The sequence below is a fragment of the Bradyrhizobium sp. HKCCYLRH2060 genome (assembly GCF_051168135.1).
Classification (GTDB): Bacteria; Pseudomonadota; Alphaproteobacteria; order Rhizobiales; family Xanthobacteraceae; genus Bradyrhizobium.
Genome location: NZ_JBNPUK010000011.1, coordinates 135,297 through 156,260, shown reverse-complemented (window position 1 = coordinate 156,260; position 20,964 = coordinate 135,297). Strand labels below are relative to the sequence as shown.

Annotated in this window: 15 protein-coding genes and 1 pseudogene; 4 read left to right on the top strand and 12 right to left on the bottom strand. The window is 64.4% G+C overall.

Annotated features, from left to right (window positions below; translation table 11 throughout):
* Nucleotides 1–282: 282 nt before the first annotated feature.
* A complete protein-coding gene (locus tag ACQR10_RS21655; protein WP_316217387.1) occupies nt 283–1,101 on the top strand; it encodes a uracil-DNA glycosylase in 819 nt (272 codons plus the stop codon).
* Nucleotides 1,102–1,248: 147 nt separating this feature from the next.
* Here the strand turns inward: ACQR10_RS21655 and ACQR10_RS21650 are convergent, their stop codons facing one another.
* The 12 genes and pseudogenes from ACQR10_RS21650 to ACQR10_RS21595 form a co-directional block, all read right to left on the bottom strand.
* Nucleotides 1,249–2,757 carry a glycosyltransferase family 39 protein gene (locus ACQR10_RS21650; RefSeq protein WP_316217299.1) on the bottom strand — a complete coding sequence of 503 codons (1,509 nt, stop codon included), beginning with the start codon at nt 2,755–2,757 and terminating at the stop codon, nt 1,249–1,251.
* A 208-nt stretch (nt 2,758–2,965) separates the two neighbouring features.
* Entirely contained in the window at nt 2,966–3,778 is an 813-nt protein-coding gene (locus tag ACQR10_RS21645) for a ribonuclease HII (protein ID WP_316217300.1), read from the bottom strand.
* Nucleotides 3,779–3,872: 94 nt separating this feature from the next.
* Entirely contained in the window at nt 3,873–4,901 is a 1,029-nt protein-coding gene (locus ACQR10_RS21640) for a sialate O-acetylesterase (protein WP_316217301.1), read from the bottom strand.
* A 4-nt stretch (nt 4,902–4,905) separates the two neighbouring features.
* Entirely contained in the window at nt 4,906–6,801 is a 1,896-nt protein-coding gene (locus tag ACQR10_RS21635; protein WP_316217302.1) for an HAD-IIIC family phosphatase, read from the bottom strand.
* Nucleotides 6,802–7,019: 218 nt separating this feature from the next.
* Nucleotides 7,020–8,690, bottom strand: coding sequence for a radical SAM protein (locus ACQR10_RS21630; protein WP_316217303.1), 1,671 nt, complete (start codon nt 8,688–8,690; stop codon nt 7,020–7,022).
* The gene (locus tag ACQR10_RS21625) at nt 8,687–9,184 is read right to left on the bottom strand and encodes a MaoC family dehydratase (protein WP_316217304.1); all 498 of its coding nucleotides are present in this window, start codon (nt 9,182–9,184) and stop codon (nt 8,687–8,689) included. Before ACQR10_RS21625 ends, ACQR10_RS21630 begins: the two co-directional genes overlap by 4 nt.
* Before the next feature lie 262 nt (nt 9,185–9,446).
* Complete coding sequence (locus ACQR10_RS21620; protein WP_042340243.1) at nt 9,447–9,689, bottom strand: acyl carrier protein; 243 nt, start codon at nt 9,687–9,689, stop codon at nt 9,447–9,449.
* A 23-nt stretch (nt 9,690–9,712) separates the two neighbouring features.
* On the bottom strand, nt 9,713–10,915 hold the full coding sequence (locus ACQR10_RS21615) for a hypothetical protein (protein WP_316217305.1): 1,203 nt from the start codon (nt 10,913–10,915) through the stop codon (nt 9,713–9,715).
* A gap of 53 nt (nt 10,916–10,968) precedes the next feature.
* Entirely contained in the window at nt 10,969–12,537 is a 1,569-nt protein-coding gene (locus tag ACQR10_RS21610; protein WP_434894213.1) for an MBOAT family O-acyltransferase, read from the bottom strand.
* A 138-nt stretch (nt 12,538–12,675) separates the two neighbouring features.
* Nucleotides 12,676–12,902, bottom strand: a pseudogene (locus ACQR10_RS21605) (ribonuclease HII); the annotation flags it as partial.
* Nucleotides 12,889–13,089, bottom strand: coding sequence for a hypothetical protein (locus tag ACQR10_RS21600; protein WP_434894214.1), 201 nt, complete (start codon nt 13,087–13,089; stop codon nt 12,889–12,891). The pseudogene ACQR10_RS21605 and the gene ACQR10_RS21600, both read right to left, overlap by 14 nt.
* A 337-nt stretch (nt 13,090–13,426) precedes the next feature.
* Entirely contained in the window at nt 13,427–14,605 is a 1,179-nt protein-coding gene (locus tag ACQR10_RS21595) for a PA0069 family radical SAM protein (RefSeq protein WP_315802880.1), read from the bottom strand.
* A 188-nt stretch (nt 14,606–14,793) separates the two neighbouring features.
* Between ACQR10_RS21595 and ACQR10_RS21590 the strand changes: the two genes are divergently transcribed.
* The 3 genes from ACQR10_RS21590 (at nt 14,794) to ACQR10_RS21580 (ending at nt 20,856) form a co-directional block, all read left to right on the top strand.
* On the top strand, nt 14,794–17,211 hold the full coding sequence (locus ACQR10_RS21590; protein WP_434840449.1) for a phosphoketolase family protein: 2,418 nt from the start codon (nt 14,794–14,796) through the stop codon (nt 17,209–17,211).
* Nucleotides 17,212–17,317: 106 nt separating this feature from the next.
* A complete protein-coding gene (locus tag ACQR10_RS21585; protein WP_434840471.1) occupies nt 17,318–19,243 on the top strand; it encodes a hypothetical protein in 1,926 nt (641 codons plus the stop codon).
* A gap of 8 nt (nt 19,244–19,251) precedes the next feature.
* Nucleotides 19,252–20,856 (top strand): PEP/pyruvate-binding domain-containing protein, encoded by a 1,605-nt coding sequence (locus ACQR10_RS21580; protein ID WP_434840450.1) that lies wholly within the window; start codon nt 19,252–19,254, stop codon nt 20,854–20,856.
* Nucleotides 20,857–20,964: the final 108 nt, after the last annotated feature.

Below are 20,964 nucleotides of genomic sequence, written 5' to 3'. Positions count from 1 at the left end.
CGGTGCAGTGGATCTGGCCTTTGCATCCCCCTGGCGCGTGCAAAGGTCAAACCCGGAGCTGCAACAGCAACAATGACTTAACTAGGGTTCCTGGAGGCGCCGGCGGTTCGCTGATGGGCAGGTCCCGAGGGGAGCGAAGGCTGGCGCCGGAACACTAGGGCGTTCCGTCCCTTTTTTGGGTTATTCCAAGCTCTTGTTTCCGATTTTTCGGGGCAGGACAACCACCGAAATGCATTCCGCCATGCGCCGAGGCGGCGTACACTGTGGCGACGATCGATCATGATGACCCCCGAGCCTCTCCCCGACGTCCGCCAATTGCTCGCCTTCTATCTGGAGGCGGGAGTCGATTGCGCGCTCGCCGACGAGCCGATCAACAGGCTGGTGGAGCCTGAGGCCGCGGCTGCTGCCGCTCCTGCCGCCCGTCAGTCGGCGGCGCCGCAGGCCGGCCGGCTGGCGGCGCCGGCGATCATTCCGCCGCGCGGCGAACCGCCGCCTCCGCCGGAAGCGGCCGTCGCCTCGGCCCGCGAGGCGGCGCGGACAGCGCCGACCCTGGAGGCGCTGCGCGAGCTGCTGGAGAGTTTCGACGGCTGCGCGCTGAAGCAGACGGCGTCGCGGCTGGTGTTCGCCGACGGCAATCCGCAGGCACGCGTCATGCTGGTCGGCGAGGCGCCCGGCCGCGACGAGGACATCGAGGGCCTGCCGTTCGTCGGCCGCTCCGGCAAGCTGCTCGACCGCATGATCGCCGCCATCGGGCTCGACCGCAGCAAGGTCTACATCGCCAATGTCATTCCCTGGCGGCCGCCCGGCAACCGCACGCCGACGCCGCAGGAGACGCAGATCTGCCTGCCGTTCATCCGCCGCCAGATCGAGCTGGTCGATCCGGACGTGCTGGTGACGCTCGGCAACCCGTCGACCCAGGCGCTGCTCGGCACCACCGAGGGCATCATGCGCACGCGCGGCAAATGGCGCGACTACGACACCGGCAAGCGCACCATCCGCGCGATCGCGACCTTCCATCCGGCCTATCTGTTGCGCTCGCCGTCCTACAAGCGGCTGTCCTGGCAGGACCTGCGCGCGATCGCGACGGTGCTGGCGGTCTGAGCGCCAGTCTCCCCCGTCATTGCGAGCGAAGCGCCTTGTCCGCCGAAGCCTTCTTAGGCGTAGGCAGACGCAATCCAGAGTCCCGCCCACGATTCTGGATTGCTTCGTCGCTGCGCTCCTCGCAATGACGGAGAGCGCGGCGAAGCGCTACGGCCCTTTCGGTCGCACGATCGCCCAGCCGATGCGCAGCACCGGCTGGCGGCCGTTGATCAGCCAGTCGAAGCTGCGCGGCACCTCCGGCACCAGCCCGGGAAAGCGCTGGGCGATCTCCGGCGGGGGGGTGCCGACCGTGTCGGAGGCGCGCCACACCACGACGCCGCCGCTCTCGGCGAATTTGGCCGGCGTGACCCAGGGTGTCCGCTGCGGGGTGGCATCGAGGAACAGATGCGCGCGGCGGCGGCCGAGCGCGACCAGGCTGGCGAGTTGCGGATCGCCGGCGACCGCCTGCAGCCGCTGGTTGGTACGGCGCTCGAAACTCTCGACGAAGAAACGGGAGATGTCGCGGGCCGGCATCGCCGTCGCGACCTCGCGGTCGCCGAGCAACGGCAGCACCACAGCGCTGCCCGCCGCGAGGATGGCGGGCGCGGCGACCGCAACCGCCCAGACCAGGCGCAGCAGCCGCTGCCGCCGCAGATAGATCAGATCGCCCGACGCGACCACCAGGGCAAGGCCGACCATGGTCAGGGTCACGGCAGTGCCGCCGTACACGGTCGGGAGGCCGAACAGAGCGGAGATCAGACTGCCCGCCAGCGCCGGTGCAATCGCGAAGCAATAGACGAAGTCGCGCGCGAGCGGCGGCACCGAGCGGCGATAGATGATCGGCGCATCGGTCTCGCCGCGATCGATCCAGCCGGCGTCGAGCAGCACCAGCAGCAGCACGGCCGAGATCGCCAGCAGCAGTCCCCCCGCCAGCGCGAGCCAATGCCAGGCGCGCACCGAAAGCTCGGCGAGAACGGGCAGCGCCGGTAGGCCGACGCTGTCGGAACGCAGCACGAAAATGAGATAAGGCAGTGCCAGCGCCACCACCACAAGCAGCGCGAACAGCGGATCGAACGAGCGCAGCACGCGGCGGCCCTGCGCGGTCGAGACCACGAAGCCCGCGATCAGCAGCAGCAGGCCGGCGGCGGCCGGCGTGGTCAGCAGCAGCAGGCCGGCCTCGATCGACCAGGCAAACCAGGCGTTGCGCCGGCCCTCGCCGAGAATCCGCCAGCTATGGAGCAGCAGCAGCGCCCAGAGCGGACGCGCCAGCACCTCCGGACCGAATTCCAGCGTGGGCGCACCGAACGCGGTGATGGTCATGGTCAGCAGCACGGCGAGCACCGCCTGCTGGCCGCCGACGATCGCCGCCGCGAGGAGATACATCACCCACAGGCTGAGCGCCGAGCACAGCACGGCCAGCACGTAGACGCCGAGCAGATGATTGCCGGCGAGGCGATAGGCGATGTCCGACAGCCAGAACGACAGTGGCGGGCCGAGATCGGTGCCGACCTGGTACTCGCCTCCGAATGCGATGGTGGTGGCAAGCTGGCCGGGCGGGCTGCGATAGAACAGCATGGCCACGCCGAGCCACATCAGGGCCTGGCACAGCACCACGATGACGACGACCAGCCGCGGCCTTGCGCGGATCAGTTCGACAACCAGTGACGTGAAACGCATGAACGGCTGGATCGCTTAGCTGGATCGCTGAGGACGTCGAAGAGGCCGGCAGAACCGTCCCTCATCCGCAGCAGCCTCGCTGTCCGACGCCCGCAATCGATACCGCATGATCGAGGCGCACAAGACCGCCCCCGCTGCGAGGAGTGACAATTCGTGCCGGTTCGCTATCTCAAGCTTTAAGACCGCGGCGCGATCGAGGCAACCAGCATCAGGCCCCGAGCGAGATTTCGGTGGACGTGACCACGGTCACCTCTGCGAAAAGGTCGGGCTCCGGCACCTCGGTCCAGGGCTGATGCTTGCGCCGGGCGGCGACGACCGGCGCAAACAGGCTGCGATGATGTGCCGAGGGGCCGAGCCGGTCCAATGCGGCGAGGTGTTCGGGCACAGCATAGCCCTTGTGCTGCTCGAATCCGTAACCAGGGCAGTCCTGCGCCAGTGCGCACATCAGCCGGTCGCGCGTGACCTTGGCGACGATCGAGGCGGCCGCGATCGACATCACCAGACCATCGCCGCCGATCACCGCCTCGCACGCGCAATCGACGTCGATGCGGTCGCGACCGTCGACGAACACGTGCTTCGGCGCCTCGGGCAGCGCCCTCACGGCACGAGACAGCGCCCACAGCGAGGCACGCAGGATGTTGTCGCGGTCGATTCGGGCCGGCGAGGCGACGGCCACCGCAAACGCAGACGTCTTGCAGATCTTGTCGAACAGCGCCTCGCGCTGCTCCGCGCTCAGCCGCTTGGAATCATCGAGCCCCTTCGGAATGCGCGCGGGATCGAGAATCACGGCAGCAGCGACCACCGGACCAGCCAGCGGCCCCCGTCCCGCCTCGTCGCAGCCCGCGACCGGCCAGATCCCCTGCTTCAGCAGCGCACGCTCCCGCCGGAAGCTCGGCGGCGCCACCGCGATGACGCCCTTGCCGAGCTTGGCGGCCGCACCACCTGTTTTGGGCGAGCCCTTAGCAGCGCCCTTCGCGGCGTTCAGAGCCTTGGCTGATTTCTTGGCCTTATCGCGAATCATGTCCGCATGCTGCTGAAGCCGATGCATGAGCGCAACCGGGAACCGGCGGCCGTCCCCGGCATTCCGCCCGTCGGGGCGGAGATTGTATCCGCAGCTATCTGGCGGCAGGCTCTGCCGCCTGGATCGCCGCATGCCATCCCGACACGAACGCCTTCATGCCCGCCTGCGATAGATGGCAGGTATCGGTTCGCTGCTCGGGCAGGTCAATCGCGTCGAGATCGGGTCCGCTGAACACGACTCCCGAATTCTCTTTGACGATCTCGGTCTGCGCCCAGCGAATCTCCGGCGCAGGCCCTCGTTGCTCACCCCGGCATGACGAGGTCGGCGACACGAAGACCTTGGCCTGCGAATATCGCCGCACCAGATTCACGATGGCCTGAAGGCCGTCGAAATAATCCGCGCCCCCGTTGCGACGGTACCGGCTATCGTCGAAACGTTCCGCCTCGCCCTGAACCCAGAACACATGAGTTGGTGGGATCCCAGACCGGGCAAGGCGTCGCAGCGTGCTCTCGGCCAGCATGTAGAGATCGCCGCCCGCGCTCCATCGGGTCATGCCGCTGCCACCGAGGGTGACCGGCACCAATAACACTCGGTCAAAAACCTTGGCTTGGAGCATTGTATTGGCCAGCGCGATCCAGGGACTGCCGCCGTTGCCGTCGGATCCCATCAGCGGCTCGGCGGCAACCGCACATTGCTGGCTGAAGTAGTTGGCCAGATCAGCATCATGACGATTGGGCGAGCGCCCTTCGCCATAGTTGCCGCCATTGCTCTGGCCAAGGATGAGAATGACCGCAGAACGCGTCCGGGCAAAGGTCCGACAATCGACCTTCAGGGCCTTGGCGAAGAGTGCGGCTCCTTCAGCGCTGTAGGCGGGCGTCCGCATGTCGGACAGCAATTGGTCGCTCTGCAGGGCCTCGAGCTTCAGCAGCAGCGCCTGCTGCTGATCCGACGCCTGCGCCAAGCGCGCCTGCTGAGCCCGGACGTCGGCCAGAGCAGCGGAAATGTCGCGGAGATCGCGCAGAGTGGTTTCACTCGTCACCGCGCGCGCACCGATCCACACGACCAGCAAACCAACGAGCACGATCGACGACCTGACGACATCATATCGGTCGAACGGTGCCATTTTCTCAGGCCGCGTCGACCGTCTCGTCGCGAGGGGCCGGCTCGCTCCCGACCAGCTTGATCTTAGTGTCCAGCAACACCGGCGGATTCACTGGACGGATCCAATCGGTGACGCCGTCGACCTCGCCGACCTTCTCGAAACGGAGACGCTGGTAGAGCTGAGCCACCAGCTTGTTCTTCTTGCTCGGCACGTAGCGGCCCCGGATGACCTCGCAACCGCGATCGAGCGCGACGCGCGCGATCTCGTTGGCGATGAACTCCTCCATCGCCCTGCCAAGCACGCGACAGCTCATCACCCATGTATCGACGACGAGTGCCGGACCATCCTGCCGCATCAGGACCACCGAGATCAGGCCGTTGTCGCCAAAGCGGTCACGCAGAATGAAATGGCGGCAGATCCAGTTCTCATCGCGCTGAAACGCACTTACCTCGGCTTCGCTGTAGCGCGTGCCAGTCAGATGAAACTGGTTGCTCTTGTTGATCAATTGTGCCGAGCGGGCGAGATACATCCCGTCGGCGCAGCCGATTTCGGCCTCCATCAACAGGCTTTCCTGGAACTGAGCCTGGTCGGCGAAAGACCCCTGCAGCTCGCGGCGCTGCGCATTGGCGCGGTAGTACTCCGTACGAACGGCATCTTCCTGCGAATAGGCGGCCGTCTCGAAATAGCGCAGGCGATGCACGAGCCCGACATATTCCGCGGGATCGTCGGACAGCTCGGGAACGGCGACCATCGGCAAGTACTGGCGCACCACGTCGCGTTCGACGGGATTGTCGTCGATGAACACCATCGAATCGAGCCCGATGTTCAGGTTCTCGGCGATCGTGCGTATGTTGTCGGCCTTGTTGTTCCAATTGGCCACGAACTCGGCGATGTCATCGAGCTTCAGGCGCATATCCGGATGTTGCTCGAACGGCTCCCTGGCATTGGCCGCCTCGTTCTTGCTGCAGACGGCGAGGATGACACCGCGCTGCTTCAGGCTTTTGAAGTAGTCCTGGATCTGGCTGAATGCCTCGCCGGTGGCGCCGTTGCCGAGCTTGATCCCCGCCAGCCCATCATCGCCGATGACCCCGCCCCACAGCGTGTTGTCGAGGTCGAGCACGACGCATTTCTTGGCCTGGCCCTTGATCGCCGCGACCAGCCGCGCGAACGTAAAGCCGACCAGCCCCATGGCATCGAACGTCATTGGCTGCTTGGAATGATGCCAGTGGCGATATTCGAACCAGCGTGACTGTCCATAGAGCGCCGACAGGTGATCATAGTCGAAAATCACCACGCCGCCTGAGGCTCGGTCGGCGAGCCGGCTGTTGAATTTGCGGATGACCGAGCGCCGGCTCCAGCCGACAGAGCCCTCGAAATTGCCGAGGACGTCGATGGAGGGCGTATCAGCATTGTTCTGGATGACGAGGGCTGGGCAGTTCTTGCGCAGCTCCGCCCACAAGCCTTCCGCCATGTCGACCTCGGCGGCCACGGCTTCATCGACGACGTCGACCGCGCTTCCGGGCGGCATGTCGATCCGCAGGTCTCGTCCGGTCGTGAAGATCCACACGATCTCAGGCTGAAACGCGTACAGGTCCCCATCCTTGTCGAGGATGGTCGAAACGACGGTGTCGAAGGGCGCGATGTAGAACTGCGCGGCAAAGCCTTCGCAGGCCAACCACAAGCGAACCATTTCGGAGACGTGATCGACCGTGGCACTCGACAGAATCGCGATCCGGATCGGCTTCAGGCCGAGCGCGTCCCGGTCCATCGTATCGAACACCTTGAGGTATTTGCGCAAGGTGACGAAGCTGTCATTCGGGTCGATCGCGCTTCGCAGCGTCGCGAAGGCATCCTGGATCTCTCCCCGCCGCGCCTGCGCAGCGAAGCTGGCAAAACGGTCGTTCGAACGCGTGCTGTTCATGTCGGATCGGCTCATCGCAAATAGTCAGTACAATTCCCCACGCCCCGAAGTCGGCAAGCTCCAGCCACACCGCTCATGTGCGAACCTCGGAAATCGCGAAAGTCCGAAAAACCATGAGCCGGTAAACTCGTTGCTTCGGCGCCGAATTGGGCCACCGCTCTCGATTTGACGTCCCCGTCGGGGGCCGTCGAAAAGTCGCGGCGGCCGCCGCTGTCGATCTAAGCCCCGAAGGCGCTCGTGAGGAGCTCCGGACGGCTTGCCTGCAACACCGATCCCGGCAACCGGTTTGCGTGAAGCGCCTTCAGCGAGGCAACGACGTCGTCATTGTCACCGAAGTCCCCCGCAAGCTGCCTCTTCATGATGGTGTTGATGCCTTCCTGCAATTGCCTGATCTCGCGGAAGTCGTAACCCTGGTCGTAGAGATAGGCCATGTACCAAAGGCTGGTGTCCGGATCGACGAAGCAGGCGTTCTTGATGGACTGGAACATCTCGAGCTTGATGCGGCCGGCGTCCTCATGGGACATCGTGTTGTGCTTCCAATTCGCGCCCATCCCCGTCAAACCGAACTCTTCGCGCCGGTTGTGGATGTCGGTGTGCTCCATATAATAGAATTCCTTCAGCGAATAGAACTGGACGCCGCAGTTCTCGATGAAGTCCATGTTGTCCTGGATGGTCTTGTCCGTCTCGCCGGGGAAGCCGAGCACGAAGGCCGCCAGCGAGTTGATGTCGTATTTGTTCAACAACTCGATGCCACGCTGGAAATCGGCGCGTCGCGCCTTCTTGTTCATATTTTCGAGCACGGTGTCGTTGGCGGATTCGACACCGAGATAGACCCCTTTGCACCCGGAATCCTTCATCGCCCGCACGATGTCCTCGTCGACATATTGCACGCGGAGGAACGAGAACCATTCGAAGTCATATTCCTGGAAGATCTTGAGCAGAGCCTTGTAGCGGTGCGGGGGCACGTTGAAGGTGTCGTCGATGAAGATGATGCGATCGATGCCGCCGATGCGCTTGACCGCGTCGAGATGCATCCTGACCTTGTCGCCTCCCAACGTCTTCCAGCCGCCGGCCGTCGTCGGATAGGAACAGAAGGCGCAGGAGAACGGGCACCCCGACGCAGTCCTGATCTGGACGGTGCGATTGAGGAACGGCGCGTCCAGTTGATCCCACAAGGCCGGGCAGTCGTCGAGCAGCGGCGTATTCCATTGCACCGGACCGGCCGTGAAGCTGCCTCCTTGGTAGCTGCAGAGGTTCTTGACCTGATCGAAGCCCTCACCCTTGCGACGGGCCATGAGCAGATCCCGGAGATCGAATTCCGAGTTGAAGGCATGCAGCATGTGCTTGATGCCGTATTTCCGCATCGGCTCCGCCAGATCGGCCGGCGACCCGTTGATGATGTAGGAATTCGCGAACGCGCCGCCGACGATGATCTCCATATCGGGATCGAGCTTCTTGAGGCGCTTGCAAATGCGCCCGATCTCCTTGAAGCTCAGGAAGAACGTGGAGGAGATGCCGACCGGGATGTCACCGCCACAACTGCGGTAGGCCTCCTCGAACAGATCCCAGTCGCTGTCGATGTTGTTGATGATCTTGGTGCGGATACCGAACGAGAGCAGGTAGTTGGCCACGTGCAGACCGCTGGCCGACGGCAGGTTCCATATGTTCAGCGACTGCCGGCGCCCGGGATAATCGGCCTCGAAATAGTTGGGCCGGCCCGAGATCGAATTGATGAAATCGAGATGGCCGACGAACTTCCCCTCGTGCCGAACCATCCGCGGGTAGACCAGCGACCGGAACAGATCCAGCCGATCGATGGGAAGCGCCGAAAACGCGTCGTACTCGACGACGTTAGATTGGCAGATAAGTATAAAATCCCAATCCTTCATGTTCGGCTCCTGGTAAACCCTGCTTGGACCTTGCCCTTGGCGACGATCGTCTGAGTGCGCGGGCGGATGACTTCGACGTTGGCGACGAAGACCTCGGCTGCGCTCGACCATTGCGCCACCGTTGCCTGGATGCGGATCGTATCGCCGATGTACAACGGCTCGATCCACCGAAGATTGATCGATTGCAGGATGCAGTCGAGGCCCGGCAGGCGGAGCCCGAACAGCCGTGAGATGAATCCCCCGATCAGCATGCCGTGGACGACGCGCCCTTCGAAACCGCGTTCCCTGGCCGCGCCGTCGTCCATGTGGATCGGGGATACGTCACCGGTCAGCGCTGCAAACTGATCGACATGCTGACGCTCGACGCATTGTTCGATCTCCGCCGTCAAGCCGACGAAGATATCGTCAGGCTTCAGGCAGAGAACCGGGCTCGCGCCGCCGGCCAATTTAACCATTCCCCCGTCCTGCCCGTCATCAGCGTCGAAGCTCGGCATGGTTTAGAATAAGGCCGAGCACACCCCTAAGGCTCACAAACTAGCTTTTTCAAGTCAGCCGGTCGAGAAAAAATAACAGTTCCTGCTCAGACCACTCAGGATTGCAGATCTATCGGCACCCGGATGGCCCAGTCAGAGCTGGCCGGGTCCTATTCAATCACCTGGACCAAGTCGCACAGGGAACACAGGCTGGGACCCGAATCGAACGATGGACCGACCAATTCCGGCTTCTTGTGCCAATGACCCAGCCGATCATCGGCAACTAACGCGCCATCTTCTTCTGGAGCAAAGCGACCATCGCCGCGACATTCTCGAGATTGCCGATTTCCGCGGCATTGAGGCGTTGCCCGAACTCCTCCTCGACCGCCAGCACCAACGAGATGTGCGTGACGGAATCCCATTCATCGAGGTCATCGGCCGTCATCTCGGGGGTTATCTTGATGGTCTCGTCACCGAACGTCTCGATGAAGACCTTGTTCAAACGCTCGTAGATCTCAGCCGTCATTTTGCACTCCGCCCCAAAGGCCATTACTTCACGAAAGTCGATCTGTAGAGATGGTAGTGGTTGACATAGTCATTGGCGCGACCGAGGTCGTCTCGCAAACCGGGAATATCCAGCCTCGGCAGCGCCGCTGCGAACCCGGCAGTATCGCTTGCCTCAATCAAGGCGGCAACCATGCCGGCCTCGGATGGATGAGAGGTGTCGACGAAATTCTCGGGATCCTTTGACATGACGGCGCGGCTCAAATCGATGTGGACGATCCCCATTTCGGCGAACCTCTTTTTCATCGCCTCGCTCTCGAAATCGCGCCACGTTCCTGCGTAAGGTCTGTATCCCTCGTCGTGGTCGAGAAAATCGACGGTCGGCGCATAGATCGGAAACTGGATTCCAACCAGCAGAACGCCCTTGGCCTTGGCATCGGCCGCCATTCCCGCCAGCTCGGCGAGTTGCCCCTCATCAGCATGGGGCGCTCCGGGAATGGCATTGACCAAGCCATTTTTCAGATCGAGCATCACCTGCTTGGCGCCGTCATATTGCGCGACTTGGTAGATCAGCGATCCATCCCAACGAAAGCCGGCTCCGGTTCGCGCCGCGGTAACTCCGACCATGGTCAGATCCTCTCGCGGGTGCCTCGGATAGCGGCCGGCAAGGCACTCCCACAGAGCTTCGAGCCCATGACCGCTGGCATCCATCGCCTGACCGATCAAGGAGCCGATCCCTCCGATGTGCGCCCCGATCGTGTAGCGGAACGCCCCTGCCCGCTTAGCCTCGATCGTCTGGTAGGAATTCGAGAGCTGGAAATAATCCATCGAGAAAATGACGACGCGGGGATGGGAGACCTCGGTGATCCTGTTTAGAAAATCGCGCAGCTGCGAAACCGTCCAGGCCGTCAGACAGGCGTTGTAGAACTTGTAGGGTCGGAACATCGCTGAGCGCAGCTGACTGCAGCGCGAATTTCCGATGGCGATGATCTCCGGCTGTTCGTCGGCAATCCGCTGCAGTTTGAAGGCAGCCCAGTTGCGTGCATCAGTGGGAAAGAAGACGACGGGCACGTTGCCCTGCTGCAGGCGGGCTGCAGCGGAGGGGGGGCGTCCCTCCAGCGTGGTCCAGCCGAGATATTCCATCAGCGCGATTTGGACGAGCGCAAACCCTGCCACCCATGCCAGGAAGCGACGACCTCGGCGCGCTCCCGTTTGCTGCTGCGTGGTTGACGTGACGGACAACTGCATGGCTTATCCTGCGGAGCTCATCGGTCGGACGGGCATGGCCAATGTGCACTCGGTCAGAAGTGGAAATAGAGCAGCGCGGCGCGATCGTTGCTCAAGAAGGCGACGACCGACCAGACGAGCAGACATGACACTGAGAGCGCCCAGGCCGGGGATAAGGACAGCTTGAGCGCCTCGGTCGAAGGCGCGATCTTGGGGTAGCCGCCGCCTTCGAACACCGGATTGAACCGCGACAGGGTTTGATTGCTGTTCGGCAACACCCAGACGATCAGGAAGAGCGCGAGCAGCAAGGCAATATCGGCAACCGTGATCGGCATCGCCCCGCCGGTGGTGAGAAGCGGGTCCGCCAGATGGCTTGGCCAGGCGCTGCTCGCCAGCGTGGCCCCGGTCCACTCTGAACGCCCGAGCAATGTCCCGAGCATCGCGAACGCGCGCCCCGGATTGCTGGCACGGAAGATTGCCCACCCGGCCGCGACCGCGAGGAACGTCAGTCCGAGCGCTATTGTAGGCCACCAGTCGGAGGCGAGCGCTGCCTTGCGATAACGTCCGCCGAAGTTTCGCCAAGCGTGGTTCACGACCAGCAGAACGCCGTGATACAGGCCGAACATAGCAAATGTCAGGTGATCGCCGTGCCAGATGCCCATAAGGAACATCACGAGCGTGGTCGGATAGGCGATGCGCCAGACGAATTGCTTGACCGCGCTGGCCTTGGCTCCGATCTTGCGCGCCATGGTCAGAGTGACCGTATTGTAGACGTAGATCGTCAGAAAGCGTGTCAATGAGACGTGCCAGCGCTGCCAGAAATCGACCATGCTGCGCGCCTTGAAGGGGGAATGGAAATTGGCTGGCAACTCCACACCGAGCAGACGCGCGACGCCGATAGCCGCGTCGCTGTAGCCCGAGAAGTCGAAATACACCTGGAATCCGTAGGCGATCATACCGATCCAGGCACCGGTCACGGGAATCGGTTGCTCGGCAAGCCAAGGCACAAAGACCTTGTCGGCCACAGCTGCGATCGCGGGCGAGATCATCAGGTTCTTGAACATCCCGATGCCGATCAGTGCCAGCCCAATGGACCAGTCAACGCTGGTCGTACGACCGAGCCGGTCCTGGCTCATCATCGCCTCGTAGCGGATCAGCGGGCCGCACAAGATCGCCGGAAAAAACAATGCATAGCACAATAGGTCCAGCGGAGAGCGCGCGACCTCGCCGCCGGCGTGTGCATCCACGAGATGCGACACCAGGCGGAAGACGATGAAGGAGAGCCCAAGCGGAAAGCCAAGTCCCAGTTCAACGGAATAGGTCGGGCCCAGTCCGGCGATAATGGCACCAAGATATTTGTACGCAGCAAGCAGTCCGAGATCGAGCGTCAAGCCACAGATCAGAAGCGTGGATTTTCTGTGGTGTGGTGACAGCACGATTGCACGCCCCAGCACCCAGTTGATTGCGACCAAACCGAGACAAATCGGCAACCCGTGCGGATCAAATCCATAGTAAACGATCGTCGAGCCGATCGCCACGATTCCACGACGGACCTCAACACTGGCCCGGCTCGTCAGCCTGAGGGCAAGCGAGACTGCCGACAACACCAAGATAAACAGGGTGAAGTAGTCAGAATTGTGCATCGCGTGTCCATGTCCCCCGGGGCACACTCGTCAGCTGGCAGGCACCTCCCTAGCGTCCCAGCCCGCTCGACACAACTTCGTTTCGGGCTCTTGGGAACAATTCACTTGAAGCGAACTTCCGCCCCTATCGCCCTGCAACTCGAACACCGCCTGGCGGTGCTCCGCGGTCAACCGCTTGGAATCGTTGAGGCCCTTCGGGATAAGCGCGGGATCGAGAATGACGGCGGCGGCAGCAGCGCGCGCTCGCGCCGGAAGCTCGGCGGCGCCACAGCGATGACGCCCTTGCCGAGCTTGGCGGAGGTCTTGCCTGTGGCACTCTGCGGCGCAGCCTTGGTCACGGCCTTTGCAGCGTCACTCTTCACCACGGCACCGCTCGCGGCCCTCACCCTGCCCGGCTTCTTTGAATGACGGCGGCGGCAGCAGCGCGCGCTCGCGCCGGAAGCTCGGCGGCGCCACAGCGATGACGCCCTTGCCGAGCTTGGCGGAGGTCTTGCCTGTGGCACTCTGCGGCGCAGCCTTGGTCACGGCCTTTGCAGCGTCACTCTTCACCACGGCACCGCTCGCGGCCCTCACCCTGCCCGGCTTCTTTGACTGATCGCGAATCATGGCCGGCATGGTGCGAAACCGCCGGCGGCGGCCAACCCGAACGGACCTCAATTCCCTGCTATTCAAAAGCCGCGACCGCGCCTCTTGACCTCGCAGAGCTGATAGAGGCAGGCGGCTCGACGGCTTGCCCCTCTTTCCAACCACTGGAAAGTTCCTGCGTTTTCGACCGCAACCGCCAGACGCAGATAGTCTCCAGTGGCAGGCGCCGCATGACTATCGCCCCAACACCCCGGCCGCAAACACTTCGTGGACGTCGATGGCAGCAATTCAATGCAGCTTGACGCTAGAACAAACTCAACTGCTGCCCGCCGCCCTTTGGCCGGACGAAATGATCGGTCGTCAGCTTGGTCCGGCGCTTGTTCAGCCCCAGCTTTTCGCAGGCGATCTCGAAGCGGCGGCCGATCATCCAGGCCATCGGGCCTGTCCCCTTCATCCGCGTGCCCCATTGCGAGTCGTAATCGCGGCCGCCGCGCATGTCGCGGATCAGGGTGAAGACGTGGCGGTAGCGGTCGGGATAATGCTCGAGCAGCCATTCGCGGAACAGGTCGCGCACCTCCAGCGGCAGCCGCAGCAGCACATAGGAGGCTTCCTTGACCCCGGCATGGGCGGCGGCATCGAGGATGCGCTCGATCTCGCTGTCATTGAGCGCCGGGATCACCGGCGCCACCATCACCGTCGTCGGGATGCCAGCCTTGGACAGCGCCTGCAGCGCCTCCAGCCGCTTCGATGGCGTCGACGCCCGCGGCTCCATGGTGCGCGCCAGCTTCGGATCCAGCGTGGTCACTGATATCGCGACCTTCGCCAGGTTCTTCTTGGCCATCCGCGCCAGGATGTCGGCATCACGCATCACCAGCGCCGACTTCGTGACGATCCCGACGGGATGGCCAACCTTTTCCAGCACCTCGAGGATGCCGCGCATGATCTTCCGCTCGCGCTCGATCGGCTGGTAGGGATCGGTGTTGGTCCCGATCGCGATCATCCGCGGCTCGTAGCCGCTGGCCGCGAGCTCCTTCTCCAGGAGCGCGGGCGCATCCGGCTTCACGAACAGCTTGGATTCGAAGTCGAGGCCAGGCGACAGCCCGAGAAACGCATGGGTCGGGCGCGCGAAGCAGTAGACACAGCCGTGCTCGCAGCCGCGATACGGATTGATCGAGCGATCGAAACCGATGTCCGGCGAGTCGTTGCGGGTGATGACCTTGCGCGAGGTATCGGTCGCGACCGTGGTCTTGAACGGCGGCAGGTCTTCGAGGCTCTGCCAGCCGTCGTCGAAGACAACGCGCGCCTCCGCCTCGTAGCGGCCGCTCGCATTGGATTGTGCACCCCGGCCGCGGCGCCGGCCCCGTTCGATGGCGACCGCGAGTTCCGGGAAGTCCTTGTCAGGACCGAAAGAAGGCGCGCCCGCCGGCTCGGAGGGCACCGGGACCGGCGGGCGCTTGAGGGCATGTGAAGATGCTCGGCTCATGGCCAAGACATAGCACACAAAAAGAACATTACAAGAACGAAAGAGAACATCTGCGTGGTGGTTCTGAGCCGGCGCAAGGCCAACCATCACATTCCCGTTCTATCCTCGCAGCGCACTGGAACGGGACGGTGCGGCATTACTCTAATGCACTCTCCCGCGGGCGCGAAGCGGACGGCAAGCGAGGTTACATGAACATCACGTCTTCCCACCAGACGATCCCGGCCGATGATCTCGACCTGCTCGACCGCTACTGGCGTGCGGCCAATTATCTCTCGGTCGGGCAGATCTATCTGCTCGACAACCCGCTGCTGCGCGAGCCGCTGAAAGCGGAGCACGTCAAGCCGCGCCTGCTCGGCCACTGGGGGACGACGCCCGGACTGAATTTCATCTACGCCCATCTCAATCGCGCCATCCAGGCCCAGGATCTCAGCGTCATCTATATCTGCGGTCCCGGCCATGGCGGTCCGGGCATGGTCGCAAACACCTATCTCGAAGGCACATACAGCGAGATCTATCCGGATATCACGGGCGATGCCGATGGCCTGCGCAAGCTGTTCCGGCAGTTCTCCTTCCCTGGCGGCATTCCGAGCCATGCGGCGCCGGAAACGCCGGGCTCGATCCATGAAGGCGGCGAGCTCGGCTACGCGCTGGTGCACGCCTATGGCGCGGCGTTCGATAATCCCGATCTGATCGTGGCCTGCGTGGTCGGCGACGGCGAGGCCGAGACCGGCCCGCTCGCCGCGTCCTGGCATTCGAACAAGTTCCTGAACCCGGCCCATGACGGCGCGGTGCTGCCGATCCTGCATCTCAACGGCTACAAGATCGCCAATCCCACCGTGCTCGGCCGCATGGGCGACGCCGAGCTCAAATGCCTGTTCGAAGGTTACGGTTATGAGCCGCTGTTCGTCGAAGGCGCCGAGCCCAAGGCGATGCATCGGCAGATGGCGGACGCGCTCGATGTCGCGCTCGCAAGCATCCGCTCGATCCAGCAGAATGCGCGTCAGCCGGATGCAACGATCCAACGGCCGCGCTGGCCGATGATCGTGCTGCGCAGCCCGAAGGGCTGGACGGGCCCGAAGGAGGTCGACGGCCTCAAGGTCGAAGGTTTCTGGCGTGCCCACCAGGTGCCGATCGCCAATCCGCGCGGCAAGCCGGAGCATCTCGCGCTGCTCGAAGCCTGGCTGAAGAGCTACGAGCCGGACACATTGTTCGACGCGCAGGGCCGGCTGATGCCGGAGCTGCAGGCGCTGGCGCCGAAGGGCGCGCGGCGCATGGGCGCCAACCCGCACGCCAATGGCGGCCTGCTCAAGCGTGAGCTCAAGCTCCCAAACTACCAGCATTTTGCGGTCGACGTGTCCTCTCCGGGCCAGACCATCGCTGAAGCCACGCGCGAACTCGGCAAGTTCCTGCGCGACGTGATCACGCTGAATGCAGAGACACGCAACTTCCGCATCATGGGCCCGGACGAAACCGCCTCGAACCGGCTCGATGCCGTGTTCGAGGTCACCGAGCGGGTGTGGATGGAGGGCATCGAGCCCTACGACGTCCACCTCGCGCATGACGGCCGCATCATGGAGGTGCTGAGCGAGCACCTCTGCCAGGGCTGGCTGGAAGGCTATCTGCTCACCGGCCGCCACGGCCTGTTCTCCTGCTACGAGGCGTTCATCCACATCGTGGATTCGATGTTCAACCAGCACGCCAAATGGCTGAAAGTGTCGCGCGAGCTGCCGTGGCGGCGCCCGATCGCCTCGCTGAACTATCTGCTGACGTCACATGTCTGGCGGCAGGACCATAACGGCTTCAGCCATCAGGATCCCGGCTTCGTCGATCTCGTCGCCAACAAGAAGGCCGACATCGTCCGCATCTACTTCCCGCCGGACGCCAACACGCTGCTGTGGATCGCCGACCACTGCCTGCGCACCTATGACCGCATCAACGTCATCGTCGCCGGCAAGCAGCCTGCGCCGCAATGGCTGTCGATGCAGGATGCGGCCATCCATTGCGACGCCGGCATCGGCATCTGGTCGTGGGCCGGCACCGAGCCCGCCGACGAGGAGCCCGACGTGGTGATGGCCTGCGCCGGAGACGTCCCGACTTTGGAAACGCTCGCTGCCGTCGATCTGCTGCGCAAGGAATTGCCCGACCTCAAGATCCGCGTCGTCAACGTCGTTGACCTCATGACCCTGCAACCGAAGCAGGACCATCCGCACGGCCTCAGCGACCGCGACTTCGACAGCCTGTTCACGACCGACAAGCCGGTGATCTTCGCCTATCACGGCTATCCGTATCTCATCCATCGTCTCACCTACAGCCGCACCAACCATGCCGGCATGCACGTGCGCGGCTTCATCGAGGAAGGCACCACGACGACTCCGTTCGACATGGTCGTGCTCAACGAGCTCGACCGTTTCCACCTCGCCATCGAGGCGATCGAGCGCGTGCCCGGCCTCAGTGTGTCGGCGGCCCATGTGAAGCAGAAATTCCGCGACGCACTGATCGAGCATGCCCGCTACATCCGGGCGCATGGCGAGGACATGCCCGAGATCCGCGACTGGGTCTGGCCGAACAGCACCGGCGGCACCACGCCGACACAGGCAGGCGACTGACGTCGCCCGCACACCTTGTGTGACGGTTCGATGAATGATCCAACGCAAGGACTTGCGTGCGGTGCTGAGGCACGGTGACGGCATCGGAAACCTGATCGACGCCGTCATGAAATCCCAGATCATCAAGGAGCTCGGCGAAGCCGACATCCTGCTGCCGTCACTGATTGCCGACGGTCTCGCTGCCAACGACCGTGTCAAGGTGCGCATGAGCGCGCTGCAGGCCGCCGCCCAGCACGCTCAGGCGCCGGAACAGCGGCCGACCGATCTCTCGACCGAGTGCCGCGCCGCGCGCATCGCACCGGCTGATCTCGCGAGCCTGATCGGCGGCGCGCATCGCACCGCGACCGGACGCCTTGCCGCTCCCGGTCTCGCCGCGCTGATCGGTGATATCGAAAACGATACGCGCGCGATGATCCGCGCGGTCAACGCCGGACGAAGCTCCGAGGGCCAGTCTGCCGAACGCCGGCTCGGCACGATGCAACGCGCGGGCCTGCTGACGATAGGCGACGAAATCGATTTCACGCGCGTCGCGCGTCTGACTGGCGCCCAGGAAGAAGCGGACAGCCTGCACCGGCTGGTGATGGATCTCCACAAGGCGCTCAACCGCATCGCGGCCGACTGCGCCGAGGACACGCTCGACGGAGCTCATGTGTACGGGCTCGCCGCTGACGACAAGCCCGCTGTCGTCGCCTTCATGCGTGGGCTCAACGCGACGCGCGCACTCAAGTTCGACCATCCCGGCCTGGACACGATGGCGACCCGCGCCAGCGAACGCCTCCTAATCCAGAACGACATCGGCACCACCGATGCGCATGTCATGGTGATCGCGGTCCAAGGTCTGACGGTCACGGTCACCTACACCGACGTTCACCTCGCCCGCGCGAAGTTCTTCGTTCGCCTGTTCGATGGTTTCGCGGCGACCTGGAGCGGTCTCGACCGTCACACCGGGACGAACCTCGCGGACGAGAACGCGTTCTACCTGGTGACCGGCCAATTCCAGGGCAACACCGCGCAAGCGCGCGACGATTTCCTCACGGCACTCGGCGCCGCGCTGGTGTTCCTGATCGACTGGAACAAGGCCCGGAAACTGCTGCGGACCTGGCTGTCCAAGGATGATGCGATCAGACTTCTCGACTGGGCGGCGCGCAACCGGATCGGCCACCGCGCCTTCCTCGAGCTCGGCGGCAACGAACTGTTGGGTGCGGCCGTCCGGAACGCGGCGCCCCATCGTATCGGCTTCGGCGAACGTCTGGATCGCGCCCTGGGCCGCACCGCTGCAGTCGAATTTCTCAAGGCCGCGTTGCGTGCTGCGACCGAGGGCCTGCAGGCCGGCCGCTCGGTGCGGCTGGTCCGCGACCAGATCGAAGCCGATCTGGTGCGGCATCTCGATCGTGCCGACGGTGCGCTGCTCGCGATCGTGATGCGCCAGCTCGGCCTGGCCCACGACCTCACCGCCGCGCTGAACCGCGATCTCAGTGCGCTGCAGTCCGGCGTTTCCGCCGACCGCAAGCTGCTGGCCGCACGCGCCAGCAGGATCGAACAGAAGGCCGACCGGATCGCGATCGAGGCCCGCGAGGAGATCACGCGGCTCAAGGCCGAGCCGCTGATCGCGCAACTGGTCGACCGGGTCGAAGAGGCCGTCGACGAACTCGAACAGGCGGCGTTCATCGCCTCGCTCGCGCCGGCTGCGATGCCGCCAACGCTGTCGGCGGCCTTGGCCGAGCTCTGCAAGGTCGCCATTGGCGGGATCGAGGCGGCCGCGAGCGGCCTCGCCGCCGCTGCCGAGGTGCCCGAAGGACGGCGGGCGGATTCCGATGATGCGCTCGCCGCCGTGCTGCGCCTCATGGACAGCGAACACGCGGCCGATGCGCAGGAACGCGCGATCACCGCCCTCGTGTTCACAGCGGGCTTCGACGTCGCGACATCGCTGTCCGGGCTGGAGCTGGCGCGCGCCATCGAGCGTGCGACCGACCGCCTGGCGAGCTTCGGACATCTGCTGCGCCAGTACATCATGATCGATCTCGCGGGTTAGGAACTGCCATGTCCATCATTTGCATTTTCGGCACGAACACCGAGCCATGCTCGGCCGAGACCGTCGGCGCCAAGGCCGCCAATCTGGCGCGCATGGCGACGCTCGGACTGCCCGTGCCGCCGGCCTTCGTGCTTCCCGTCGAGCTCTGCGCCGACATCATTGCGAACCAGGCCGATGCCGAACGGCGCCTGCGCGACGGCCTGCGGGCGGGCATCCGGTTTCTCGAACAGACGACCGGCCGGGTCTTCGGCGATCATCGCCGGCCCTTGCTTGTATCCGTCCGCTCCGGCGCTGCGCGATCCATGCCGGGCATGCTCGACACCGTGCTCAATGTCGGCTGCACCTCGGCTGCCATGCGCGGCCTGATCCGCAGCACCGGACGGCCGCGCCTCGCCTTCGACTGTCGCCGGCGCTTCATCGAGAGCTTCTCCGAGACCGTGCTCGGCTTCGATGCCGGGACGCTCGCGGCGCGGCGCGACGAGCTGGTTGCGCACGAAGGTGTTGCCAACGACCGGGATCTGGACAGCGAAGCCGTTGCGCGGCTCGCGGCCGACGAACAGGCGCTGGTCGAGACCGGCAGCGATGGCTGGCTGGAGGATGCCGAAGCGCAGCTCATGGCCGCGGCGCGTGCCGTCTATGGTTCGTGGAGCAGCGAGCGTGCGCAGACCTATCGCAAGCTGCAGAACCTGGAGGACCTGCGCGGCACAGCCGTCACCGTGCAGACGATGGTGTTCGGCAATGGCGGTCTCGGTTCGGGCGCGGGTGTCGCGTTCTCGCGCGATCCCTCCACCGGGGCGCGGCAGCCCATGATCGACCTCGTGCTCGATGCGCAGGGCGAGGACGTCGTCTCCGGTCGCCGCATGCCGGACAGCGAGGATGCGATCACGCGCGCACTTCCCGCTCTGCGGGATGAGCTCGGTGCGGTGCTGCGGCAGCTCGAACAGGCATTCGGCGACGTGCAGGACGTCGAGTTCACCGTTGAAGATGGCCATTTGTGGATTCTCCAGACCCGGGCCGCCAAGCGCACGCCGCGCGCCGCGTTGAGGTTTGCGGTGGATTTGGTTCGCGAGCGGGTCATCGCGCCTCATGAGGCCCTGGAGCGGCTGGCCGACATCGATCTGGAGCGGCTGGTCGAGACGTCGCTGGTCGCGGCCGGCGCCCCGGTCGCAACAGGCATCGGTGCCTCCGGCGGCATCGCCACAGGGCGCGCCGCCTTCGACGCGGACGGCGCCAAGCGGCTGGCCGCCAGCGGCGAGCCGGTCATCCTAATGCGCCCGGATACCTCGACCGCCGATGTCGCGGGCTTCGCTGTCGCGGCCGGCATCGTGACGTCGGTCGGCGCACGCACCGCCCACGCCGCTCTGGTCGCGCGCCAACTCGGGCGGCCCTGCATCGTCGGCTGTCGTGCGCTCGAGGTGCGTGTCGAAGCCGGCTGCGCGACACTCGCCGGAACGCCGGTCGGAAGCGGCGACTGGGTGACCATCGACGGCGATCGAGGCTGCCTCTATCTCGGACGGCTGGAGATCGTGGCGACTCGACCCGACGCCGAGCTGGCCGAGGTCGCGGCCTGGCGCAGCGGTGCGACCCAGCCCGACAAACGGCTGTCCGCCTGACCCTCCCTTTTCCTCCCCGTGCCGCCAAACCGGCATGCTGCAAAATTCCGAAGCGCAGCGGGCTGATTTGGCTATGACAAGATGATAACAATCATGCCGGAGGCGCGA